General features: G+C 65.3%; 13 protein-coding genes. 5 read left to right on the top strand and 8 right to left on the bottom strand.

What is annotated here, in order from left to right:
- Nucleotides 1-83: 83 nt before the first annotated feature.
- The 3 genes from J3S28_RS21145 to J3S28_RS21135 all read left to right on the top strand — a co-directional run bounded on the left by J3S28_RS21145 (nt 84) and on the right by J3S28_RS21135 (nt 3,563).
- The gene (locus tag J3S28_RS21145; protein ID WP_207842714.1) at nt 84-1,289 is read left to right on the top strand and encodes a DUF885 domain-containing protein; all 1,206 of its coding nucleotides are present in this window, start codon (nt 84-86) and stop codon (nt 1,287-1,289) included.
- A 71-nt stretch (nt 1,290-1,360) separates the two neighbouring features.
- The gene (glyA, locus tag J3S28_RS21140; protein WP_207842713.1) at nt 1,361-2,659 is read left to right on the top strand and encodes a serine hydroxymethyltransferase; all 1,299 of its coding nucleotides are present in this window, start codon (nt 1,361-1,363) and stop codon (nt 2,657-2,659) included.
- Nucleotides 2,660-2,699: 40 nt separating this feature from the next.
- On the top strand, nt 2,700-3,563 hold the full coding sequence (locus J3S28_RS21135) for an acyl-ACP desaturase (protein ID WP_207842712.1): 864 nt from the start codon (nt 2,700-2,702) through the stop codon (nt 3,561-3,563).
- Between the two features lie 3 nt (nt 3,564-3,566).
- On the opposite strand, the gene J3S28_RS21130 is transcribed toward J3S28_RS21135, so the two are convergent.
- Complete coding sequence (locus J3S28_RS21130) at nt 3,567-4,244, bottom strand: GOLPH3/VPS74 family protein (RefSeq protein ID WP_207842711.1); 678 nt, start codon at nt 4,242-4,244, stop codon at nt 3,567-3,569.
- Between the two features lie 317 nt (nt 4,245-4,561).
- Here J3S28_RS21130 and phoH2 point away from each other — a divergent pair, with 317 nt between their 5' ends.
- The gene (gene phoH2 / locus J3S28_RS21125) at nt 4,562-5,872 is read left to right on the top strand and encodes an RNA 5'-3' helicase PhoH2 (RefSeq protein WP_207842710.1); all 1,311 of its coding nucleotides are present in this window, start codon (nt 4,562-4,564) and stop codon (nt 5,870-5,872) included.
- Nucleotides 5,873-5,948: 76 nt separating this feature from the next.
- Here phoH2 and J3S28_RS21120 read toward each other — a convergent pair whose 3' ends face one another.
- Complete coding sequence (locus J3S28_RS21120; RefSeq protein ID WP_207842709.1) at nt 5,949-7,550, bottom strand: serine/threonine-protein kinase; 1,602 nt, start codon at nt 7,548-7,550, stop codon at nt 5,949-5,951.
- Between the two features lie 138 nt (nt 7,551-7,688).
- On the opposite strand from J3S28_RS21120, the gene J3S28_RS21115 reads away from it, so the two are divergent.
- Nucleotides 7,689-8,366 carry a L,D-transpeptidase family protein gene (locus tag J3S28_RS21115; RefSeq protein WP_307797296.1) on the top strand — a complete coding sequence of 226 codons (678 nt, stop codon included), beginning with the start codon at nt 7,689-7,691 and terminating at the stop codon, nt 8,364-8,366.
- Between the two features lie 67 nt (nt 8,367-8,433).
- Here the strand turns inward: J3S28_RS21115 and J3S28_RS21110 are convergent, their stop codons facing one another.
- From J3S28_RS21110 to J3S28_RS21085, 6 genes are all read right to left on the bottom strand, one after another.
- The gene (locus tag J3S28_RS21110) at nt 8,434-9,066 is read right to left on the bottom strand and encodes a PIG-L deacetylase family protein (protein WP_207842749.1); all 633 of its coding nucleotides are present in this window, start codon (nt 9,064-9,066) and stop codon (nt 8,434-8,436) included.
- A 133-nt stretch (nt 9,067-9,199) separates the two neighbouring features.
- Nucleotides 9,200-10,600: a class II fumarate hydratase gene (locus J3S28_RS21105; protein WP_207842708.1), complete on the bottom strand. Its 1,401-nt coding sequence runs from the start codon at nt 10,598-10,600 to the stop codon at nt 9,200-9,202.
- Nucleotides 10,601-10,603: 3 nt separating this feature from the next.
- Complete coding sequence (locus tag J3S28_RS21100) at nt 10,604-12,313, bottom strand: fumarate hydratase (RefSeq protein ID WP_237341860.1); 1,710 nt, start codon at nt 12,311-12,313, stop codon at nt 10,604-10,606.
- A 55-nt stretch (nt 12,314-12,368) separates the two neighbouring features.
- Nucleotides 12,369-13,376 carry a class II fructose-bisphosphatase gene (glpX, locus tag J3S28_RS21095; protein WP_207842706.1) on the bottom strand — a complete coding sequence of 336 codons (1,008 nt, stop codon included), beginning with the start codon at nt 13,374-13,376 and terminating at the stop codon, nt 12,369-12,371.
- 53 nt (nt 13,377-13,429) lie between these two features.
- Complete coding sequence (locus tag J3S28_RS21090) at nt 13,430-15,241, bottom strand: NAD(P)/FAD-dependent oxidoreductase (RefSeq protein WP_207842705.1); 1,812 nt, start codon at nt 15,239-15,241, stop codon at nt 13,430-13,432.
- Between the two features lie 84 nt (nt 15,242-15,325).
- Complete coding sequence (locus J3S28_RS21085) at nt 15,326-16,501, bottom strand: sigma-54-dependent transcriptional regulator family protein (protein ID WP_207842704.1); 1,176 nt, start codon at nt 16,499-16,501, stop codon at nt 15,326-15,328.
- Between the last annotated feature and the right edge of the window lie 38 nt (nt 16,502-16,539).

Raw genomic sequence — 16,539 nt, 5'->3', positions numbered from 1 at the left:
CGTGCGGCCCCTGGCATGCGTTCAGTGTTGCGAACCGGTCTTGACGAGGAAACGTCGGGGTGGTTTCGGTAGCGTTTACGCCCATGAACACCGCCGCGCTCGTCGAGCAGTATCTACGACTCGGATTGGCCTTCGACGGCCTCGAACCCGGATTCGTCGATGCCTTCACGGGGGACCCGTCCCTACGGCGAGAGGTCGAGAACGCGCCGGCGCCCGATCCGAGAGCGCTTGCCCGGCAGGCGGCTTGGTTACGCACCGAACTCCCGGGTGCAGGACTCGACAAGACCCGGACCGGGTTCATCGATTCGGCGCTCACGGCGCTCGAATGTTCGGCCCGCAAGTTCGCCGGCGACGACATCGGATTCGTGGACGAGGTTCGCAACTACTTCGACGTCGACATAGAGATGGGTGACCCCGAGCTCTACCGGCAGGCGCACGCCGACCTCGATGCCCTGCTCCCGGGTACCGGCGACCTCGCGGTCCGGTACGCCGCCCACCGCCGCTCTGAGGAGATCCCGCGGGAGATGATCGCAGACGCCGTGTCCGCGTTCAGCGGAGCGCTACGGGAGAAGGTCCGCGACACGTACCCGCTTCCCGATGCCGAGGTCGTCGAGTTCGAGGTGGTCTCGGACAAGCCGTGGTCGGGTTTCAACTACTACCTCGGCGACTACCGCTCGCGGGTCGCGATCAATGGCGATCTCACTCAGTACATGTCGTCGTTGCCGCACCTGATCGCACACGAGGCGTACCCGGGCCATCACACCGAACACTGCCGAAAAGAACAATTTCTCGTCGGTGCCGGTCAGCACGAACAGTCGATCTTTCTCGTGAATACGCCCCAGTGCCTGATGGCGGAGGGACTTGCGGATCACGCGCTCGTGGCCGCCATCGGGCCGGGGTGGGGCAGGTGGGCGCAAGAGATCTATGCAGACCTCGGATTGCGATTCGACGGGCAGCGCGCCGAGGCGATCGGCGCGGCCACGGGAGGACTGCTCGGGGTCCGGCAGGATGCCGCGCTGTTGCTGCACGATCGGGGAGGGGATCCGGACTCGGTGGCCGCCTACCTGCGGACGTGGCTGCTGGCGACCGACGAACGAGCTCGGCAGATGCTTCGATTCCTGTCGTCGCCGCTCTGGCGTGCGTACATCAGCACATATGTCGAGGGGTATCGGTTGCTGGGCTCATGGCTGGATGTCGCACCCGCAGCCGATCGCCTCGGCCGGTTCGGTCGCTTGCTCGACGAACCCTTGACGCCCGCGGCGCTACGTGCCGAGCTGGCAGGGGATTAACCCAGGCCCCGGCAGGTCTCCTACACTGGCGGGTGCCGAATCTACCGCGCCGCGAGCGTCTAAGGAGACACATGACCGACGTCAACACCGCATCCCTGGCTGAGCTGGACCCGGATGTGGCGGCCGCGATGAACGGGGAGTTGACTCGGCAACGCGACACCCTCGAGATGATCGCCTCCGAGAACTTCGTGCCTCGGGCAGTTCTGCAGGCCCAGGGCAGTGTCCTGACCAACAAGTACGCGGAGGGTTACCCCGGACGCCGCTACTACGGCGGCTGCGAATACGTCGACGTCGTCGAGGACATCGCGCGCAATCGTGCCAAGGAACTCTTCGGCGCCGATTTCGCCAATGTGCAGCCCCATTCGGGCGCACAGGCCAATGCGGCAGTGCTGGCCGCACTGATGGAGCCTGGTGAGACCTTGCTCGGCCTGGACCTGGCACACGGCGGTCACCTGACCCACGGCATGCGGCTCAACTTCTCGGGCAAGCTCTACGAGAACGCTTTCTACGGCGTCAGCAAAGAAGACTTCCGCGTCGATATGGACGACGTCCGCAAGATCGCCCTCGACGCCAAGCCCAAGGTGATCGTCGCCGGGTGGTCGGCGTACCCGCGCACGCTGGACTTCGAGGCCTTCCGTTCGATCGCGGACGAGGTCGGCGCGCACCTGTGGGTCGACATGGCGCACTTCGCCGGCCTGGTCGCCGCGGGCCTGCATCCCTCGCCGGTGCCGTACGCGGACGTGGTCTCGACGACTGTTCACAAGACCCTCGGCGGACCCCGCTCCGGGCTGATCCTGGCGAAGAAGGAATGGGCCAAGAAGCTCAATTCGGCCGTGTTCCCCGGTCAGCAGGGCGGTCCACTCATGCACGTGATCGCCGCGAAGGCCGTGGCCCTCAAGATCGCCGGCTCCGACGAGTTCAAGGAGCGCCAACGGCGCACTCTCGACGGTGCCCGCATTCTGGCCGAGCGTTTGAACGGCGAGGACGTCGCCAAGGCCGGGGTATCGGTCCTGACCGGTGGCACCGACGTACACCTGGTGCTGGTCGATCTGCGCAACAGCGAGCTCGACGGCCAGCAGGGCGAAGACCTGCTCCACCAGGTGGGCATCACCGTCAACCGCAACGCGGTGCCCTTCGACCCGCGTCCCCCGATGGTCACCTCGGGTCTGCGTATCGGTACGCCGGCGCTGGCCACCCGCGGTTTCGGCGAGGAGCAATTCCGTGAGGTCGCCGACATCATCGGCACCGCGCTGGCCGCGGGACAGTCGGCGGACGTCTCGGCCCTGCGGGCCCGCGTCTCGCAGCTCGCGCTCGACTTCCCGCTGTACGAGGGTCTCGAACAGTGGGGACTGCTGAGCACGCAGCAGTAGCCGGTTTCACATATGCGAGGACGACCTCTACGCTGTCCGGGTGAATGATCTGACCCAGGACGAGTTGCTCTATGCCTTGGAAAAGGCGATCCCGGAAATCATGGAAGACCACAACGCGGCCGCGTCGCCGTGGAATCCGCATGATTGGGTGCCGTGGACCGACGGACGTAACTACGCATTCCTGGGTGGGGAGGACTTCGACCCCGACCAGCCGCGGCCACTGCCGGAGGACGTCACGTCGGCGTTGCTCGCGCTGCTGCTGACCAAGGACAACATGCCGTCCTATCACCGGCTGATGGCGCAGAAAGCCTCGATTTTCGGTGCCTGGCAAGAAGTCATCGGCTCTTGGACGGCCGAAGACAACCGGCATGCCATCGCGCTGCGCGACTACCTGGTGGTCTCGCGGCTCATGGACCCCGAGGTCGCCGAGGCCCTGCGTCTGCAACACATGACCAAGGGCAAGCTGCAGACCCCACGTTCGCTCACCGACTACCAGATCCTCGACGTCCTGGCGTTGCTGGCGGTTCACGAACTGCAGTGCGTCGCCTTCGAGGAGAAGCTGATCGCCGAGTCCGACAGTGAGGTGCTCGAAGGCATCGTCGGCAAAATCTTGCACGACGACCGCGTGCAGGCGAAGACGTTCACCGCCTTCATCAACGCCGGAATAGACGCCAACATCACCGAAGCCCTCAAGTCTGTCGACAAGGCTGTGGCCGAACTGGAACTGATCGGTGCCGACGTCGACAACTTCGGTGAACTGGATGCGATTGCCAAGTTCAACGCTGACGCCGTGGGGTTCGTCGCGCGCTCGTTGGTGGCGGACCTCAAACTGGAGAGCCTCGACGGGCTCGACGAGGTCAGCGAGGCAGCGCGCCGGCGCGTGCTGTCGGCCGCGGGCCTGTAGAACTCAGCTCCCGGAGGAAGCCGCGACGGATGCCACCGTTGCGGCAGTGATGGCAGCTGTCGCTGCGGCGATGGCATCGGCGACCGCCTGTGCCGCCCAGTCGCCCTCTGCGATCGTCTTAGCGCGTTTCTTGAGTTCTCGCCGGGGAACCTCGTCGGTGTCGACCGCCATGTGCGCGCGGTTGATGCTCGAGAGCAGGGCGATCAGTCCGCCGGTCCTGTCGTCGGGCGGGTTGCCGTGCACGAGGACCGCGGTGATGTCGCGGCGTAGGTCGAGCTTGTGGCTGCGATTCACCGCGGGCCAGGTGGTGTGGGGAAACGCCCCCAGGATGCGTTCGGATCGGTGTTCGACGAAGCTCATCTTGGCCAGACGTGTACCGAGCTCGTCCTTGAGTCCCTTTCCGAGACGACCGAGCAGGCTCTGAGCGGGAAGCTCCTTCTCCGCGACGATGCCGACGGCGCGGCGCAAGACGGGGTCGGTGGCGGCCTCCGCCCGCGCGACCCTGACCTTGGCCGCGGTCCACCTGCTCGGCCTCTTTCCGATGCCGATCGCTTCGATGAGAGCGAGTTCCATAAGGATTGCCCCGCCGAGAACCGTGGGCACCGGCACAGATGCGGGGGTCGTGCCCTTCTCGTCGTCGAGCAGCAGCAATAGCAGGTCTTCGGCGATGAGGGTGCTCATACAGTCCGACGATAGCAACCCGGAACGGGGTGCAAATGGCCGCAGAAATACCGCCCGTTGCCAAGTCGAACAGTTAACCGATTATTCACGGACACGCGCCGTTCCCGCCCTGCCGACACGCCGCACTCGGCGTACTTTGACGAGTGACGGGCCGCGGGGAAGTGGTTCGTCCGGGAGGTTCGATCGTTGACTTGCTCACGTGAGTGCGAGAGGACCGGCCCCGGTCCTTGTGGAGGCGGCAACTCTGCCGGTTTCACCGGAACCGACCGGTCCAGCAACACCAGCCTGTGTGGTGCCACCAGGCCTAGGAGCCTTTCGTGACTACAAGCGATGCTCGTACCTACGTCCTCGACACGTCTGTATTGTTGTCCGATCCTTGGGCAGCAACACGTTTCGCCGAACACCACGTGATTCTCCCGTTGGTGGTCATCGGAGAACTCGAGGGTAAACGTCACCACCACGAACTCGGCTGGTTCGCTCGGGAAGCGCTGCGGATGCTCGACGATCTGCGCTTGGAGCACGGTCGGCTCGATCAAGAGATCCCCATCGGGGATGCCGGTGGAACGGTTCAGGTCGAGCTCAATCACACGGACCCGTCGGTACTGCCACTGGGGTTCCGCACAGATACCAACGATGCCCGAATCCTCGCCTGTGCCTTGAACCTTCGTGCTGAGGGCAAGGACGTGGTCCTGGTGTCCAAGGACACGCCGCTGCGCATCAAGGCGGGCGCGGTCGGGCTGGCCGCCGACGAGTACCACGCCCAGGACGTGGTGACGTCGGGCTGGTCGGGGATGGCTGAGCTCGAATGCGATTCCTCGACCATCGACACGCTGTTCGCCGAAGGGGTCGTTGATGTCGATGGGGCACGGGACATGCCCTGCCACACCGGAATCCGGCTTCTCGGAGGCGGATCCAGTGCACTGGGTCGCGTCAACGCGCAGAAGCAGGTGCAACTCGTGCGGGGTGACCGCGAGGTGTTCGGACTGCGGGGTCGCAGCGCAGAACAGCGAGTGGCGCTCGACCTGCTCCTCGACGACAGCGTCGGCATCGTATCGATGGGCGGTAAGGCCGGTACCGGCAAGTCGGCGCTGGCCTTGTGCGCCGGTCTCGAAGCGGTGCTGGAGCGACGGACGCAGCGCAAGGTCGTGGTGTTCCGGCCACTGTATGCCGTTGGCGGACAAGAGCTCGGCTACCTTCCGGGCAGCGAGTCCGAGAAAATGGGTCCCTGGGCGCAAGCGGTGTTCGACACCCTCGAAGGGCTGGCATCGACCGAGGTGATCGAAGAAGTGCTCAGCCGCGGCATGCTGGAAGTGTTGCCCCTGACCCACATTCGTGGTCGGTCGCTGCATGATTCCTTCGTGATCGTCGACGAGGCCCAGTCCCTCGAACGCAACGTGTTGCTGACGGTCTTGTCGCGCTTGGGATCCGGGTCGAGGGTGGTCCTCACCCACGATGTCGCGCAGCGGGACAACCTCCGGGTCGGACGTCATGACGGTGTGGCCGCGGTGATCGAAAAGCTCAAGGGACACCCGCTGTTCGCCCACGTCACGCTCACCCGGAGTGAACGGTCGCCGATCGCGGCGCTTGTCACCGAGATGCTGGAGGAGTTCGCGCCGAGCGGGATGTAACGCCTCACCCACCCGTTTTTGCGCCCGCCACCGGAAACAGTGGGTGGAAGGCGCGAAAACGGGTGGGTGGTCGGGGTCAGCAGTCCGACCGAGTGATGAACACCGTCGGATCGCTCACCGTGTCCAGTACCTTGCCGTAGTCGTCATCGGCGAAACGGCCAAAAGCGTTGCAGATAGCGGTCTTACCCTGCCCGACAACGACATACGCGGCATAGATCAGGTTGCCGTTGTCGTCGCGCTGACGTAGCGAGGGGCACGAGAAGTCTGTCCGCAGGTACTGGGCCCCGGGATTTGCCGCCAGCGCTGCCGCCATCTCGTCCCGGTAGGACGATGGATTGGTCGCATTCGCGACGACAACGATGCCCGCGCCGTCGCAGGCCGGAGTGCTGATGGGGGTCGCCAAGCCGAGGTCAGCGGGATTGGGCGCCGGGACAGGTGGAGCGGTGGTGGACGCGGTGGGTGTGGTCTGGGTGGGACCTGTGGTCGGGGTGAGCGGGGCCTGCTCGATGACACCGGGGGCGACCGAGCCGGGCACCGGGCTCGCCTGAGTCGAGACCGATTGCGACGCAGTCTGATCGGCTCCATCGTCCTTCGGCCAGAACATGACGCCTGCGATGACTCCGAGTGCCATCACGGTGATGACGGCGAGCAGACCGACGATCAGCGGTGTCCGGGAAGGCCGATCCGGGGCCGGCGGACCCGGCCGAAACGGTGGTGGTGGAGGAGTTGGTGGCGGCGTCGCGGCGAACTGGGTCGGAGTGTTCTCCTGCGATGGCGACACCGGGCTCGTGCTCGGCCGAGCGGTGGGGAGCCCGAGCAGGGTCGGGGCGTGGGGCGGGTGGTCGCCTTTGGTCAGGTCCGATTCTGGCGCCGGTGAAACCGGTTGCGCGGGCGGTAGATTTAGCGCCGCAGCGAGCTCGCTCGCGAACTGGGCGCAACTGTGTTGCCGCTGCTCCGGATCCGCTGCGAGAGCACGGTTGATGACCTGCGCCGCGGCGGGAGGTAGGTCGCGGCCGAGGCCCGGTGGTGCGCCGGTCAAGAGTGCGCCGGCGGTGGCGCCGAGGGCATAGATGTCCGCACGCGCGTCGACGGGTTGCCCGCGAAGCTGCTCCGGTGCCGCGTAAGCAAGGGTCCCGACCGCCAGGCCGGTCTGGGTGATGTCGCCTACGTCACCGATGGATCGTGCGATCCCGAAGTCCGTCAGCATCACCCGATGTGGGGTGGCCTCGGTGAGCATGATGTTGCCCGGCTTCACGTCGCGATGGAGTAGTCCCTGTGCGTGCGCGTGATCGAGCGCCGCGGCCACCTCGGTGACTATCTGCAACGCCAGGTCGGGTCGGACGCCTTTGGGGTAGACGGCCAGCAGTTCCGCGGCGTCGGTGCCGGGAACGTAGTCCATGCTGATCCACAGCCGGCCCTCGTATTCGCCGCGATCGTGTACCGCGACGATATTGGGGTGCCACAGCTTCGCCGAGAGGTCGGCTTCGCGGACGAAGCGGCGACGGTAGTCGTCGTCGGACGTAGCGCTCGAACCGGGAATGGACGTCGGCAGGATCTTGAGCGCATCCGAGCGGGGCAGGCGCGGGTGCTGTGCCAGATAGACCTCACCCATACCACCGGCGCCGAGCTGGCGTTCGATTCGATAGCCGGCAAAGACGCTGCCCGGAGCGAGCGGCATAAAGACCCCCGAAACTAGTGGAATATGCCAGCAGTGAAGTGACGTGCGTGACAGGCCCCGCTGGCCTTGATCAGAATAGTGCAGCACTGTGACCGCTCCGATACGTAGTACGGCTTACGGCGCTGACATAATCTCCTGGTGCTGAAGTTGTCTATGAGACGTATGTGGCTGATGTTTGCAATGGCCGCTCTTGTCTGTGCCGCGACCGTGTTGGTCGCTCCTGCCCCCGCCCGCGCCGATGTCACGTCGCCGTCGTCGTTCCCGACCTCGACGCAGATGATCACTGTGACCGCCGAATCGGTCTCGGACACCACCGCGACGCTGACCGCTTGGGAGCGCGGCGAATCCGGTGAGTGGACCAGCGTGATCGGACCCACCGAGGCTTACCTCGGATCCGAGGGACTCGGGGTACCGCGCGACAACGTCTGGCGGACACCGATGGGTACGTTCGCGCTGGATCAGGCCTTCGGCAACCAACCGAACCCGGGCACGAAGATGTCGTACTTCCAGGCCGACGATCAGGACTGGTGGGACGCACTGCCGGGATCACCGACCTACAACAGCCACGTCCGCCAGGCAGAGAATCCCGGCGGCGACAGCGAACACATCCTGTCGACCGGTGAGATCTACGACTACGTCGTGAACATCGCCCACAACCCGCAACGCGTCGCCGGGTACGCCGCCGGGATCTTCCTGCACGTCAGCAACGGGGAACCGACTTGGGGATGCGTCGCCATCGACCGCGATGTCATGCGCCAGGTCGTCCAGTGGCTCGATCCCGCGAGGCAGCCGGTGATCAGCATCGGCCTCGCCTAGCCTCCACCCCCGATAATGGGTCGTTCTGGCGAACAAAAGCGCACGTCAGCTTCGCCAAAACAACCCATCATCGGGTGCGGCGTTTGAGTTCGAACGTCACGACCCGCTGGTTGTCGTAGTCCTCGCGGGCGGCGGTGACCGTCTCGACCTGAGCGCGGGCCTGCTCGACGACGGGTGTGGCCGGATCAAGTACTGACAGGTACTGCGCGTGTGCCGCAAGTGATTCCACCGCGACGCCGACGAAGTCCCGGACCTCCTCGACATGTGTGACGTCCGGGCTGTTCTCGAACAGCCATCGGGGTTTGTCATCGAGGGCGTCGTAGGCCTGCAGCACAGCGGCGGCGAACTCGATGTGGTCGGACTGATTGAGGTACTCCGGACCCCATCCAGGCCCGCCGTAGATCGAGATGATGACCTGAGGCTGCACGCGCGTGATGACCTCGGTGATTGCGGCACGGAGTTCGGGTGTGTTCTGGATGGCCGAATCGGGGAAGTTCCAGAACTCGATCGACTCGACACCGACGATCCGGGCTGATTCGCGTTGTTCGATCTCGCGGGCCGGACCGGCCGCGGCGGGCGCCATGCCCTCGATGCCGGCTTCGCCGCGGGAGGCCAGCACGTAAACCACGGATTTGCCGGCCGTCGACCACTTCGCGACCGCCGCCGCGACGCCATACTCGGGGTCATCCGGGTGCGGCATCAGGACCAGCGCGGTCTGCCAGTCGGTCGGAAACGGGAACAGCACCGCCCCACGATACCGATTTTGGTGGCTTCCGGTGAGTAAAAGCCCAGGTCGGGCTCACCAAAAGCCACCAAAATCGGGAGGGCCGGGGTTACCGCTCGCGGTCGAGGTTGGCCATCTTGAGGACGTCGAGGCGCTTGTCGAGCTCTTCCTCGGAGAGTTTGTCGTCGATCAGGCCGCGATCGATCACGGTCTGGCGGATGGTCTTCTTCTCCTTGAGGGCCTGTTTCGCGACGGCTGCCGCTTCCTCGTAACCGATGGCGCTGTTGAGCGGGGTAACGATCGACGGGGACGATTCGGCGAGCTCCTTGAGATGCTCCTCGTTGGCGACGAGACCGGAGATGCATCGGTCGGCAAACAGCCGGGAGACGTTGGCCAGCAACTTGACCGACTCGAGGACGTTGCGCGCCATCATCGGGATGTAGACGTTGAGCTCGAACGCTCCGTTGCCGCCGCCCCACGTGACGGCGGCGTCGTTACCGATGACCTGCGCGGCGACCTGAGTAACTGCCTCGGGAAGAACCGGATTGACCTTGCCGGGCATGATCGACGACCCGGGCTGTAGGTCGGGGAGAGCGATCTCGCCAAGACCGGTCAGCGGGCCGGACCCCATCCAGCGGACGTCGTTCGCGATCTTCGTCAGCGACACCGCGACGGTTTTGAGCGCGCCGGACAGTTCTACCAGTCCGTCGCGGGCGGCCTGCGCCTCGAAGTTGTCCTTGGCCAGAGCGAGTTGCTCGACACCGGTCAGCTTGATCAGCTCGGCGACGACCTTGGTACCGAACCCGCCTGGGGCGTTGAGACCGGTACCAACGGCCGTGCCGCCGATCGGCAGTTCGCCGACACGGGGGAGGGTCGCGGTGACGCGCTCGACGCCGGCCTCGATCTGACGCGCGTAGCCACCGAACTCCTGGCCGAGGGTCACGGGTACTGCATCCATCAGGTGGGTGCGGCCCGACTTCACGACCGTGCGCCACTCGGTGGCCTTCTCCGACAGCGCCTTCTGCAGGTGCTCGAGCGCCGGGATCAGATCGGTGACCGCTGCCTCGGTGGCCGCCACATGGGTGGCCGTCGGAAAGGTGTCGTTCGACGACTGCGACATGTTCACGTGGTCGTTGGGGTGCACGTCGACCCCGGCGGCCTTGGCCACCGAGGCGATGACCTCATTGGCGTTCATGTTGGAGCTGGTGCCAGAGCCGGTCTGGAACACGTCGATCGGGAACTGGTCGTCGTGCTTGCCATCGGCGATCTCGGTGGCGGCGGCGATGATCGCATCGGCCTTCGCTGCGTCGAGCAACCCGAGGTCCTTGTTTACCTGGGCGCACGCGGCCTTCAGCAGACCCATCGCCCGGATCTGCGTCTTCTCGAGCGGCCGGTGGCTGATCGGGAAGTTCTCCACGGCACGCTGCGTCTGGGCGCGCCACAGGGCGTCGATCGGCACCCGGACCTCGCCCATGGTGTCGTGCTCGATGCGATAGGCCTGCTCACTCAATGTTCAACGCTCCTTGGATCGGATCCTGACGCCACTCAGCGGGACGCTGACGGCGCCGCCGGGATCGGTGAAAAAGTCGTTGCCCTTGTCGTCGACGACGATGAAGGCCGGAAAATCCTCGACCTCGATCTTCCACACGGCTTCCATGCCGAGTTCAGGGTATTCGATGACTTCCTGGCTCTTGATGCAGTCCAGGGCCAGCCTTGCCGCGGGGCCTCCGATCGAACCCAGGTAGAAGCCGCCGTGGGTGTTGCAGGCCGTGGTGACCTGCTTCGAACGATTTCCCTTGGCCAACATGACCATTGACCCACCTGCGGCCTGAAACTGTTCGACGTAGCTGTCCATCCGGCCCGCGGTCGTCGGACCGAACGATCCGGACGCCATGCCCTCGGGCGTCTTGGCGGGCCCGGCGTAGTAGACGGGGTGGTCGCGTAGGTAGTCGGGCATCGGCTCGCCGGCGTCGAGGCGCTCCTTGATCTTCGCGTGGGCGATGTCGCGGGCCACCACCAGCGGTCCGCTGAGGGACAGCCGGGTCTTCACCGGATACTGCGACAGCTGCTCGAGGATCTCCGACATCGGACGGTTGAGGTCGACCTCGACCACCTCGCCACCGGCGATGTCTTCGGCCACACCGGCTGCCGGCATGTACTTCGCCGGATCGGTCTCGAGCTGCTCGAGAAACACCCCGTCGGCGGTGATCTTGCCGAGCGCCTGCCGGTCCGCCGAGCAGGAAACGGCGATCGCGACAGGGCAGGACGCGCCATGGCGGGGGAGTCGGACCACGCGGACGTCGTGGCAGAAGTATTTGCCGCCGAACTGAGCGCCGATCCCGAACGACTGGGTCAGCTTGAAGACCTCGTCTTCGAGCTCGAGGTCCCGGAAGCCGTGTGCCGACATCGACCCCGTCGTGGGGAGATTGTCCAGGTAGTGGGCGGAAGCGTATTTCGCGGTCTTGAGCGCGAACTCGGCGGAGGTGCCCCCGATGACGACAGCCAGGTGATACGGCGGGCAGGCCGCGGTACCCAGTGATCGGATCTTCTCGTCGAGGAACTTCAGCATCCCGGTCGGGTTAAGGATGGCCTTGGTCTCCTGGAACAAGAACGACTTGTTCGCGCTGCCGCCGCCCTTGGCCATGAACAGGAACTTGTATTCGGGACCTTTCGGTCCCTGCTCGGTCGCGTAAATCTCCACCTGTGCGGGCAGATTGGTGCCGGTGTTCTTCTCGTCGTAGGTGGTCAGCGGCGCGAGCTGCGAGTACCGCAGGTTGAGCTGCGTGTATGCGTCGTATACGCCCCGCGATATGGACCTGGCGTCGTCGGCGCCGGTCAACACACCTTCGCTTTTCTTACCCATCACGATCGCGGTGCCCGTGTCCTGGCACATGGGGAGTACACCACCGGCGGAGATGTTGACGTTCTTCAGCAGATCGAGCGCGACGAAACGATCGTTCCCGGAGGACTCGGGGTCGTCGATGATCTTGCGCAACTGCGCAAGATGGGCCGGCCGCAGGTAATGGCTGATGTCATGCATCGCCTCGGCGGTCAGCGTCCGGATGGCCTCCGGATCCACTTTGAGGAAGCGCTGACCGTCGACGTCGAACGTCGACACCCCCTCGGTGGTGATCAGTCGGTAGGGGGTGTCGTCGCCGTCGGTCGGGAGCAGATCTGAGTAGAGAAACTCTGGGGCTGAAGCTTGTTCACTCACGCGCTGCATCGTATCGCTGCGACCTGCAGGGCAAACGCCAGGCTTCGGACTACTCGAGAGGCGCTCAGTCCTGAAAAGTGTTCTGGGCGATCTCGGCGACCTTCTGGCGGGTGTGCCGGCCCTCGATGTTGCGGATGGTGCCGGACCGCGAGCGCATCACGAGGGAGCGGGTGGTCGCACCGTTGGCGCGATAGCTGACGCCGCGGAGCATGTCACCGTTGGTGACGCCGGTGGCGCAGAAGAACATGTTTTCGCCGCTGACGAGATCTTCGGTCTTGAGGACCCGGTCGAGGTCGTGGCCGGCGTCGAGCGCCTTCTGCTTCTCGGCGGCATTGCGCGGCCAGAGTTTGCCCTGGATCTCGCCGCCCATGCACTTCATCGCCACGGCGGTGATGATGCCCTCGGGGGTGCCGCCGATGCCCATCAGCATGTCGACGGAGCTCTCTTCCTGGGCCGCCGCGATGGCGCCCGCGACGTCGCCGTCGGAGATGAGCCGAACCTTGGCGCCGGCCGCCCGGATCTCGCCGATCAGACCCTCGTGGCGTTCGCGATCGAGGACGACGACGGTGAGGTCGGCGACCTCGATACCTTTGGCGTTGGCAACTGCCTGCACGTTGAACTCGACCGACGCGTTGATGTCGATGACACCGGCGGCCTCGGGTCCGACGGCGATCTTCTCCATGTAGAAGACGGCCGACGGGTCGTACATGGTGCCGCGCTCGGACACCGCGAGCACCGCGATGGAGTTCGGGCGGCCCTCGGCCATCAGGGTGGTGCCGTCGATCGGATCGACCGCCACGTCGACCTCGGGGCCCTCGCCGTTGCCGACCTCCTCGCCGTTGTACAACATCGGCGCCTCGTCCTTTTCGCCTTCGCCGATCACGACGACGCCGCGCATCGACACGGTGGAGAGCAGTTGCCTCATCGCGTCGACCGCGGCGCCGTCGCCGCCGTTCTTGTCGCCTTTACCGACCCAGCGGCCCGCTGCGAGGGCAGCGGCCTCGGTGACCCGCACGAGCTCCATCGCCAAGTTGCGGTCGGGGGCCTCGAACTGGGTGGAATCGGCTGACATGGAGGGCCTCCTGAAATCGCGGCGAAAGGGTTGAGGCCATCCTTTCATGCCCGTTATTGCAGGTGATGCACCGGTGCCTGGCCGTAGACATTGACGTTCATCCCGGCTTCGCGGGCCTTCAGTTGTAGCGAGAGATAGCGCGAGTAGTGCCGCGACTGGTGGAGGTTGCCGCCGTGGAACCACAGGTTCTGTTGTGCGGTGGGCTTCCACATGTTGCGCAGCTCGCCCTCCCACGGTCCCGGGTCCTTGGTGGTATTCGACCCCAGGCCCCAACACTTGCCGACCTTGTCCGCGACTTCCTGGGAGATGAGTTTCGCCGCCCAGCCGTTCATCGATCCATAACCGGTGGCCAGCACGATGAGATCGGCCTCCAATTCGGTGCCGTCCGAGAGCACCACCGAACGGGGTCTGATCTCCGTGATGTGGGCAGGCGACTTGAGTTTGATCTTCCCGTCGGCGATGAGCTCGGACGCACCCACGTCGATGTAGTAGCCCGAGCCTCGACGCAGGTACTTGAGGAAGAGTCCGGAGTCGTCGTCGCCGAAGTCCAGCATGAAACCGGCGGCCTCGAGCTTGTCGTAGAACTCCTTGTCCTGCTCGCGAATGGTGTTCCACGCCGGGATCTGGAAGTCGGCGAGCAGACCGTAAGGGATTGATCCGAAGATCAGGTCGGCGGTCTCATGGTCGATACCGTTGTCCAGGGCCTCTTCCGAGTACAGCCCACCGAGCACCTCCCGCATCAGCGATTCCGATTTCACGATGTGCGTGGTCGAGCGCTGGATCATCGTGACGTCGGCGCCGTTTTCGTACAGGTCACCGCAGATGTCGTGCGCGGAGTTGTTGGCGCCCAGGACTACTGCCTTCTTGCCCGCGTACTCTGCCCCGCCCGAATGCTGCGACGAATGCACGAGGTCGCCGGTGAAGGTGTCCGCACCCGGGATCTCCGGAATGTTCGGGATACCCGACATGCCGGTGGCGAGCACCAGCTGGGTCGGGGTGAGAATCACTGTTTCCCCGTCCCGTTCCACCTCGACGGTCCACTGCTGGGTGGCTTCGTCGAAGGTGGCGTTGCTACAGGTGGTGTTGCTCCAGTAGTCGAGTTCCATGATCTTGACGTAGCTCTCGAGCCAGTCACCCATCTTGTCCTTGGGGGTGAACACCGGCCAGTCGTCGGGGAACGGCAGGTATGGCATGTGGTCGTACCAGACCGGATCATGAAGGGACAGTGAGTAATATCGTCCGCGCCACTCATCACCGGGCCGTGGGTGCTTGTCGATGACCAGGGTCGAGACGCCGAGGCGGCGCAGGCGGGCGGCGAGGCCGATGCCGCCCTGCCCGCCACCGACGATGAGCGTGTACGGCTGGGTCGTGATGCCGAGGGTCTCTTGCTGCTCGGTGCGTCGATCGAGCCAGTTCTTCCGGCCGGGGACCACACCGTGTTCCGCGCCCTTGATGCGCCTGCTGCGCTTGTTCTCGGGAAACTCCAGCAGCTCCTGGGCGGAGGTCAGGAACGTCCAACATTTGCCGTCGCGCAGGCGCATCAGGCCTTTGCCTCGTAACACCGGTGTCGTGAAGGTGTACCAAGCGGTGGTGACGCCGTCGTCTTCAGTCGCCTCACCCTCGAGCTGAAAGTTGCTCGGAGCCGAGGTCGGCAGGGTCGCGGTCAGCATGGCCGCGAGGTCGTCCTTGCCCTCGGCGGTGGTGAGATTCCAGCTCAGTGCCACCAGGTCGCGCCAGTAGCAATCGTCGACGAACAGTTCGGTGACAGCGCCGACTTCGCCGGTCTGCTGGGCATGTGCTAGCGCCTGCTCCAGGTCGGTGAGAAAGGCCCGTGCCGTCTGGGTGGGCGAGACGGTGGTGGTCATGGTCAACTCCTTCGCGTGAGGTGGATCACACCTGACGGTAGAAGGGTCCCAGACCGTGGAGAAGGGTTGCAGGGAGTTGCAGATCTACCGGCAGGACGCCGGCACCGTCAGCCGGTAGGGCCGCTGGGCGAGCAGAGGGCCGAGAGATCGCCGGATCCGGGATACCTCGGCCCGCACGGTCACAGTGTGATCGCCGCCGCCGTAGAGCTTCGTCGCCAGCTCCCTGGCGCTCAGGCCCGCGGGGTGTGCGGCGAGGATGCGGAGCAGGTCGAACTGCCGGCGCGTCAACGGATGCGTCGCCTGCTCCTGGTCATCGAACGAGACCAGTGCGCAGGGTGGTTCGGCCTGCAGGATCAGCGAGGTGGCATTGCGGGTGGCACGCCGCAGTTGCCACAGGTCGCCGACCGCCTGGGCGTCGAAGTGTCCGAGGCTGGGAATCCACACCGTGCCCGACGCCAGACCGCCGGGAATGAACAGCCGATCGCTGACAGCGATACCCCGGGTGGCGATCACCCAGCCGTTGCCGTCGACGACCAGGGAGTCGGCACCGGGTGGCCCGAGCAAACCGGACGCCGCGTCGCTGCGACCGCGCAGACCGTCCTGATGGATCATCCGGAGCTCGGCGTTGACCGCGTCGAGGGTCGAGCAGACCAGGGACAGTGTGTGCGGGTGCGCGGTGCGTAGCCCGCCCGAGAGGGTGATGGCCCCGAGGACGGACTCGTCGCGAGGATCGATGATCGGGGCCCCGGTGCAGACCCAGCTGTGATGGCTCGGGTGCGCGTGTTCGGAACCAAAGATCTGCACCGGGGACCGGTCGGCCATCGCGGTTCCGAGAGCGTTGGTGCCGACGGCCTTCTCGGTCCACGAGGCACCCTCTACGAAACCGAGGTTCTCCGACCGTTTGCGTACGTTCGGCGGGCCGGCGACCCACAGCACCACCCCGTCGCTGTCGCACAGGACGAGTTCGGTGGCGGTGTCGGTGCAACTGGTCAGCAAGCGTTCGCGCAACGCGGCCGATGCGTGGTTCAGCAGCGGATCAGCGTCGCGGCGACGGGCGACCTCGTCGGCTGGGCGATAGTCGGCCCCGCGGTAGTGCGCCGGCTGACGCTGCCAGGACCGGGCGACCTCTTCGCGAACACCGGTGGGTACTGCGCCGGTCGAGGACCACTGCTCGAACAGCGAGTCCAGATGGCGCAGGTGGACTCGGGGATCCTGGTCGATACGCAGCGCGCTCGACGGTCGGGTCAGCGGTGGCGGCACACGGTTCTCCGGAGCTCGAAGGGTCTACGCAATCGTAC

The organism is Williamsia soli, assembly GCF_017377795.1.
Taxonomy (GTDB): Bacteria; Actinomycetota; Actinomycetes; order Mycobacteriales; family Mycobacteriaceae; genus Williamsia; species Williamsia soli.
This window is presented reverse-complemented; position numbering and strand designations above follow the sequence as displayed.

What these genes read in the sequence shown, in the direction of transcription:
- J3S28_RS21145 (WP_207842714.1), top strand. Translation starts at nt 84, where the DNA reads ATGAACACCGCCGCGCTCGTCGAGCAGTATCTACGACTCGGATTGGCC.
- glyA (WP_207842713.1), top strand. Translation starts at nt 1,361, where the DNA reads ATGACCGACGTCAACACCGCATCCCTGGCTGAGCTGGACCCGGATGTG.
- J3S28_RS21130 (WP_207842711.1), bottom strand. Translation starts at nt 4,244, where the DNA reads ATGAGCACCCTCATCGCCGAAGACCTGCTATTGCTGCTGCTCGACGAC.
- J3S28_RS21120 (WP_207842709.1), bottom strand. Translation starts at nt 7,550, where the DNA reads ATGCCGCTCGCTCCGGGCAGCGTCTTTGCCGGCTATCGAATCGAACGC.
- J3S28_RS21110 (WP_207842749.1), bottom strand. Translation starts at nt 9,066, where the DNA reads ATGCCGCACCCGGATGACCCCGAGTATGGCGTCGCGGCGGCGGTCGCG.
- J3S28_RS21100 (WP_237341860.1), bottom strand. Translation starts at nt 12,313, where the DNA reads ATGCAGCGCGTGAGTGAACAAGCTTCAGCCCCAGAGTTTCTCTACTCA.
- glpX (WP_207842706.1), bottom strand. Translation starts at nt 13,376, where the DNA reads ATGTCAGCCGATTCCACCCAGTTCGAGGCCCCCGACCGCAACTTGGCG.
- J3S28_RS21090 (WP_207842705.1), bottom strand. Translation starts at nt 15,241, where the DNA reads ATGACCACCACCGTCTCGCCCACCCAGACGGCACGGGCCTTTCTCACC.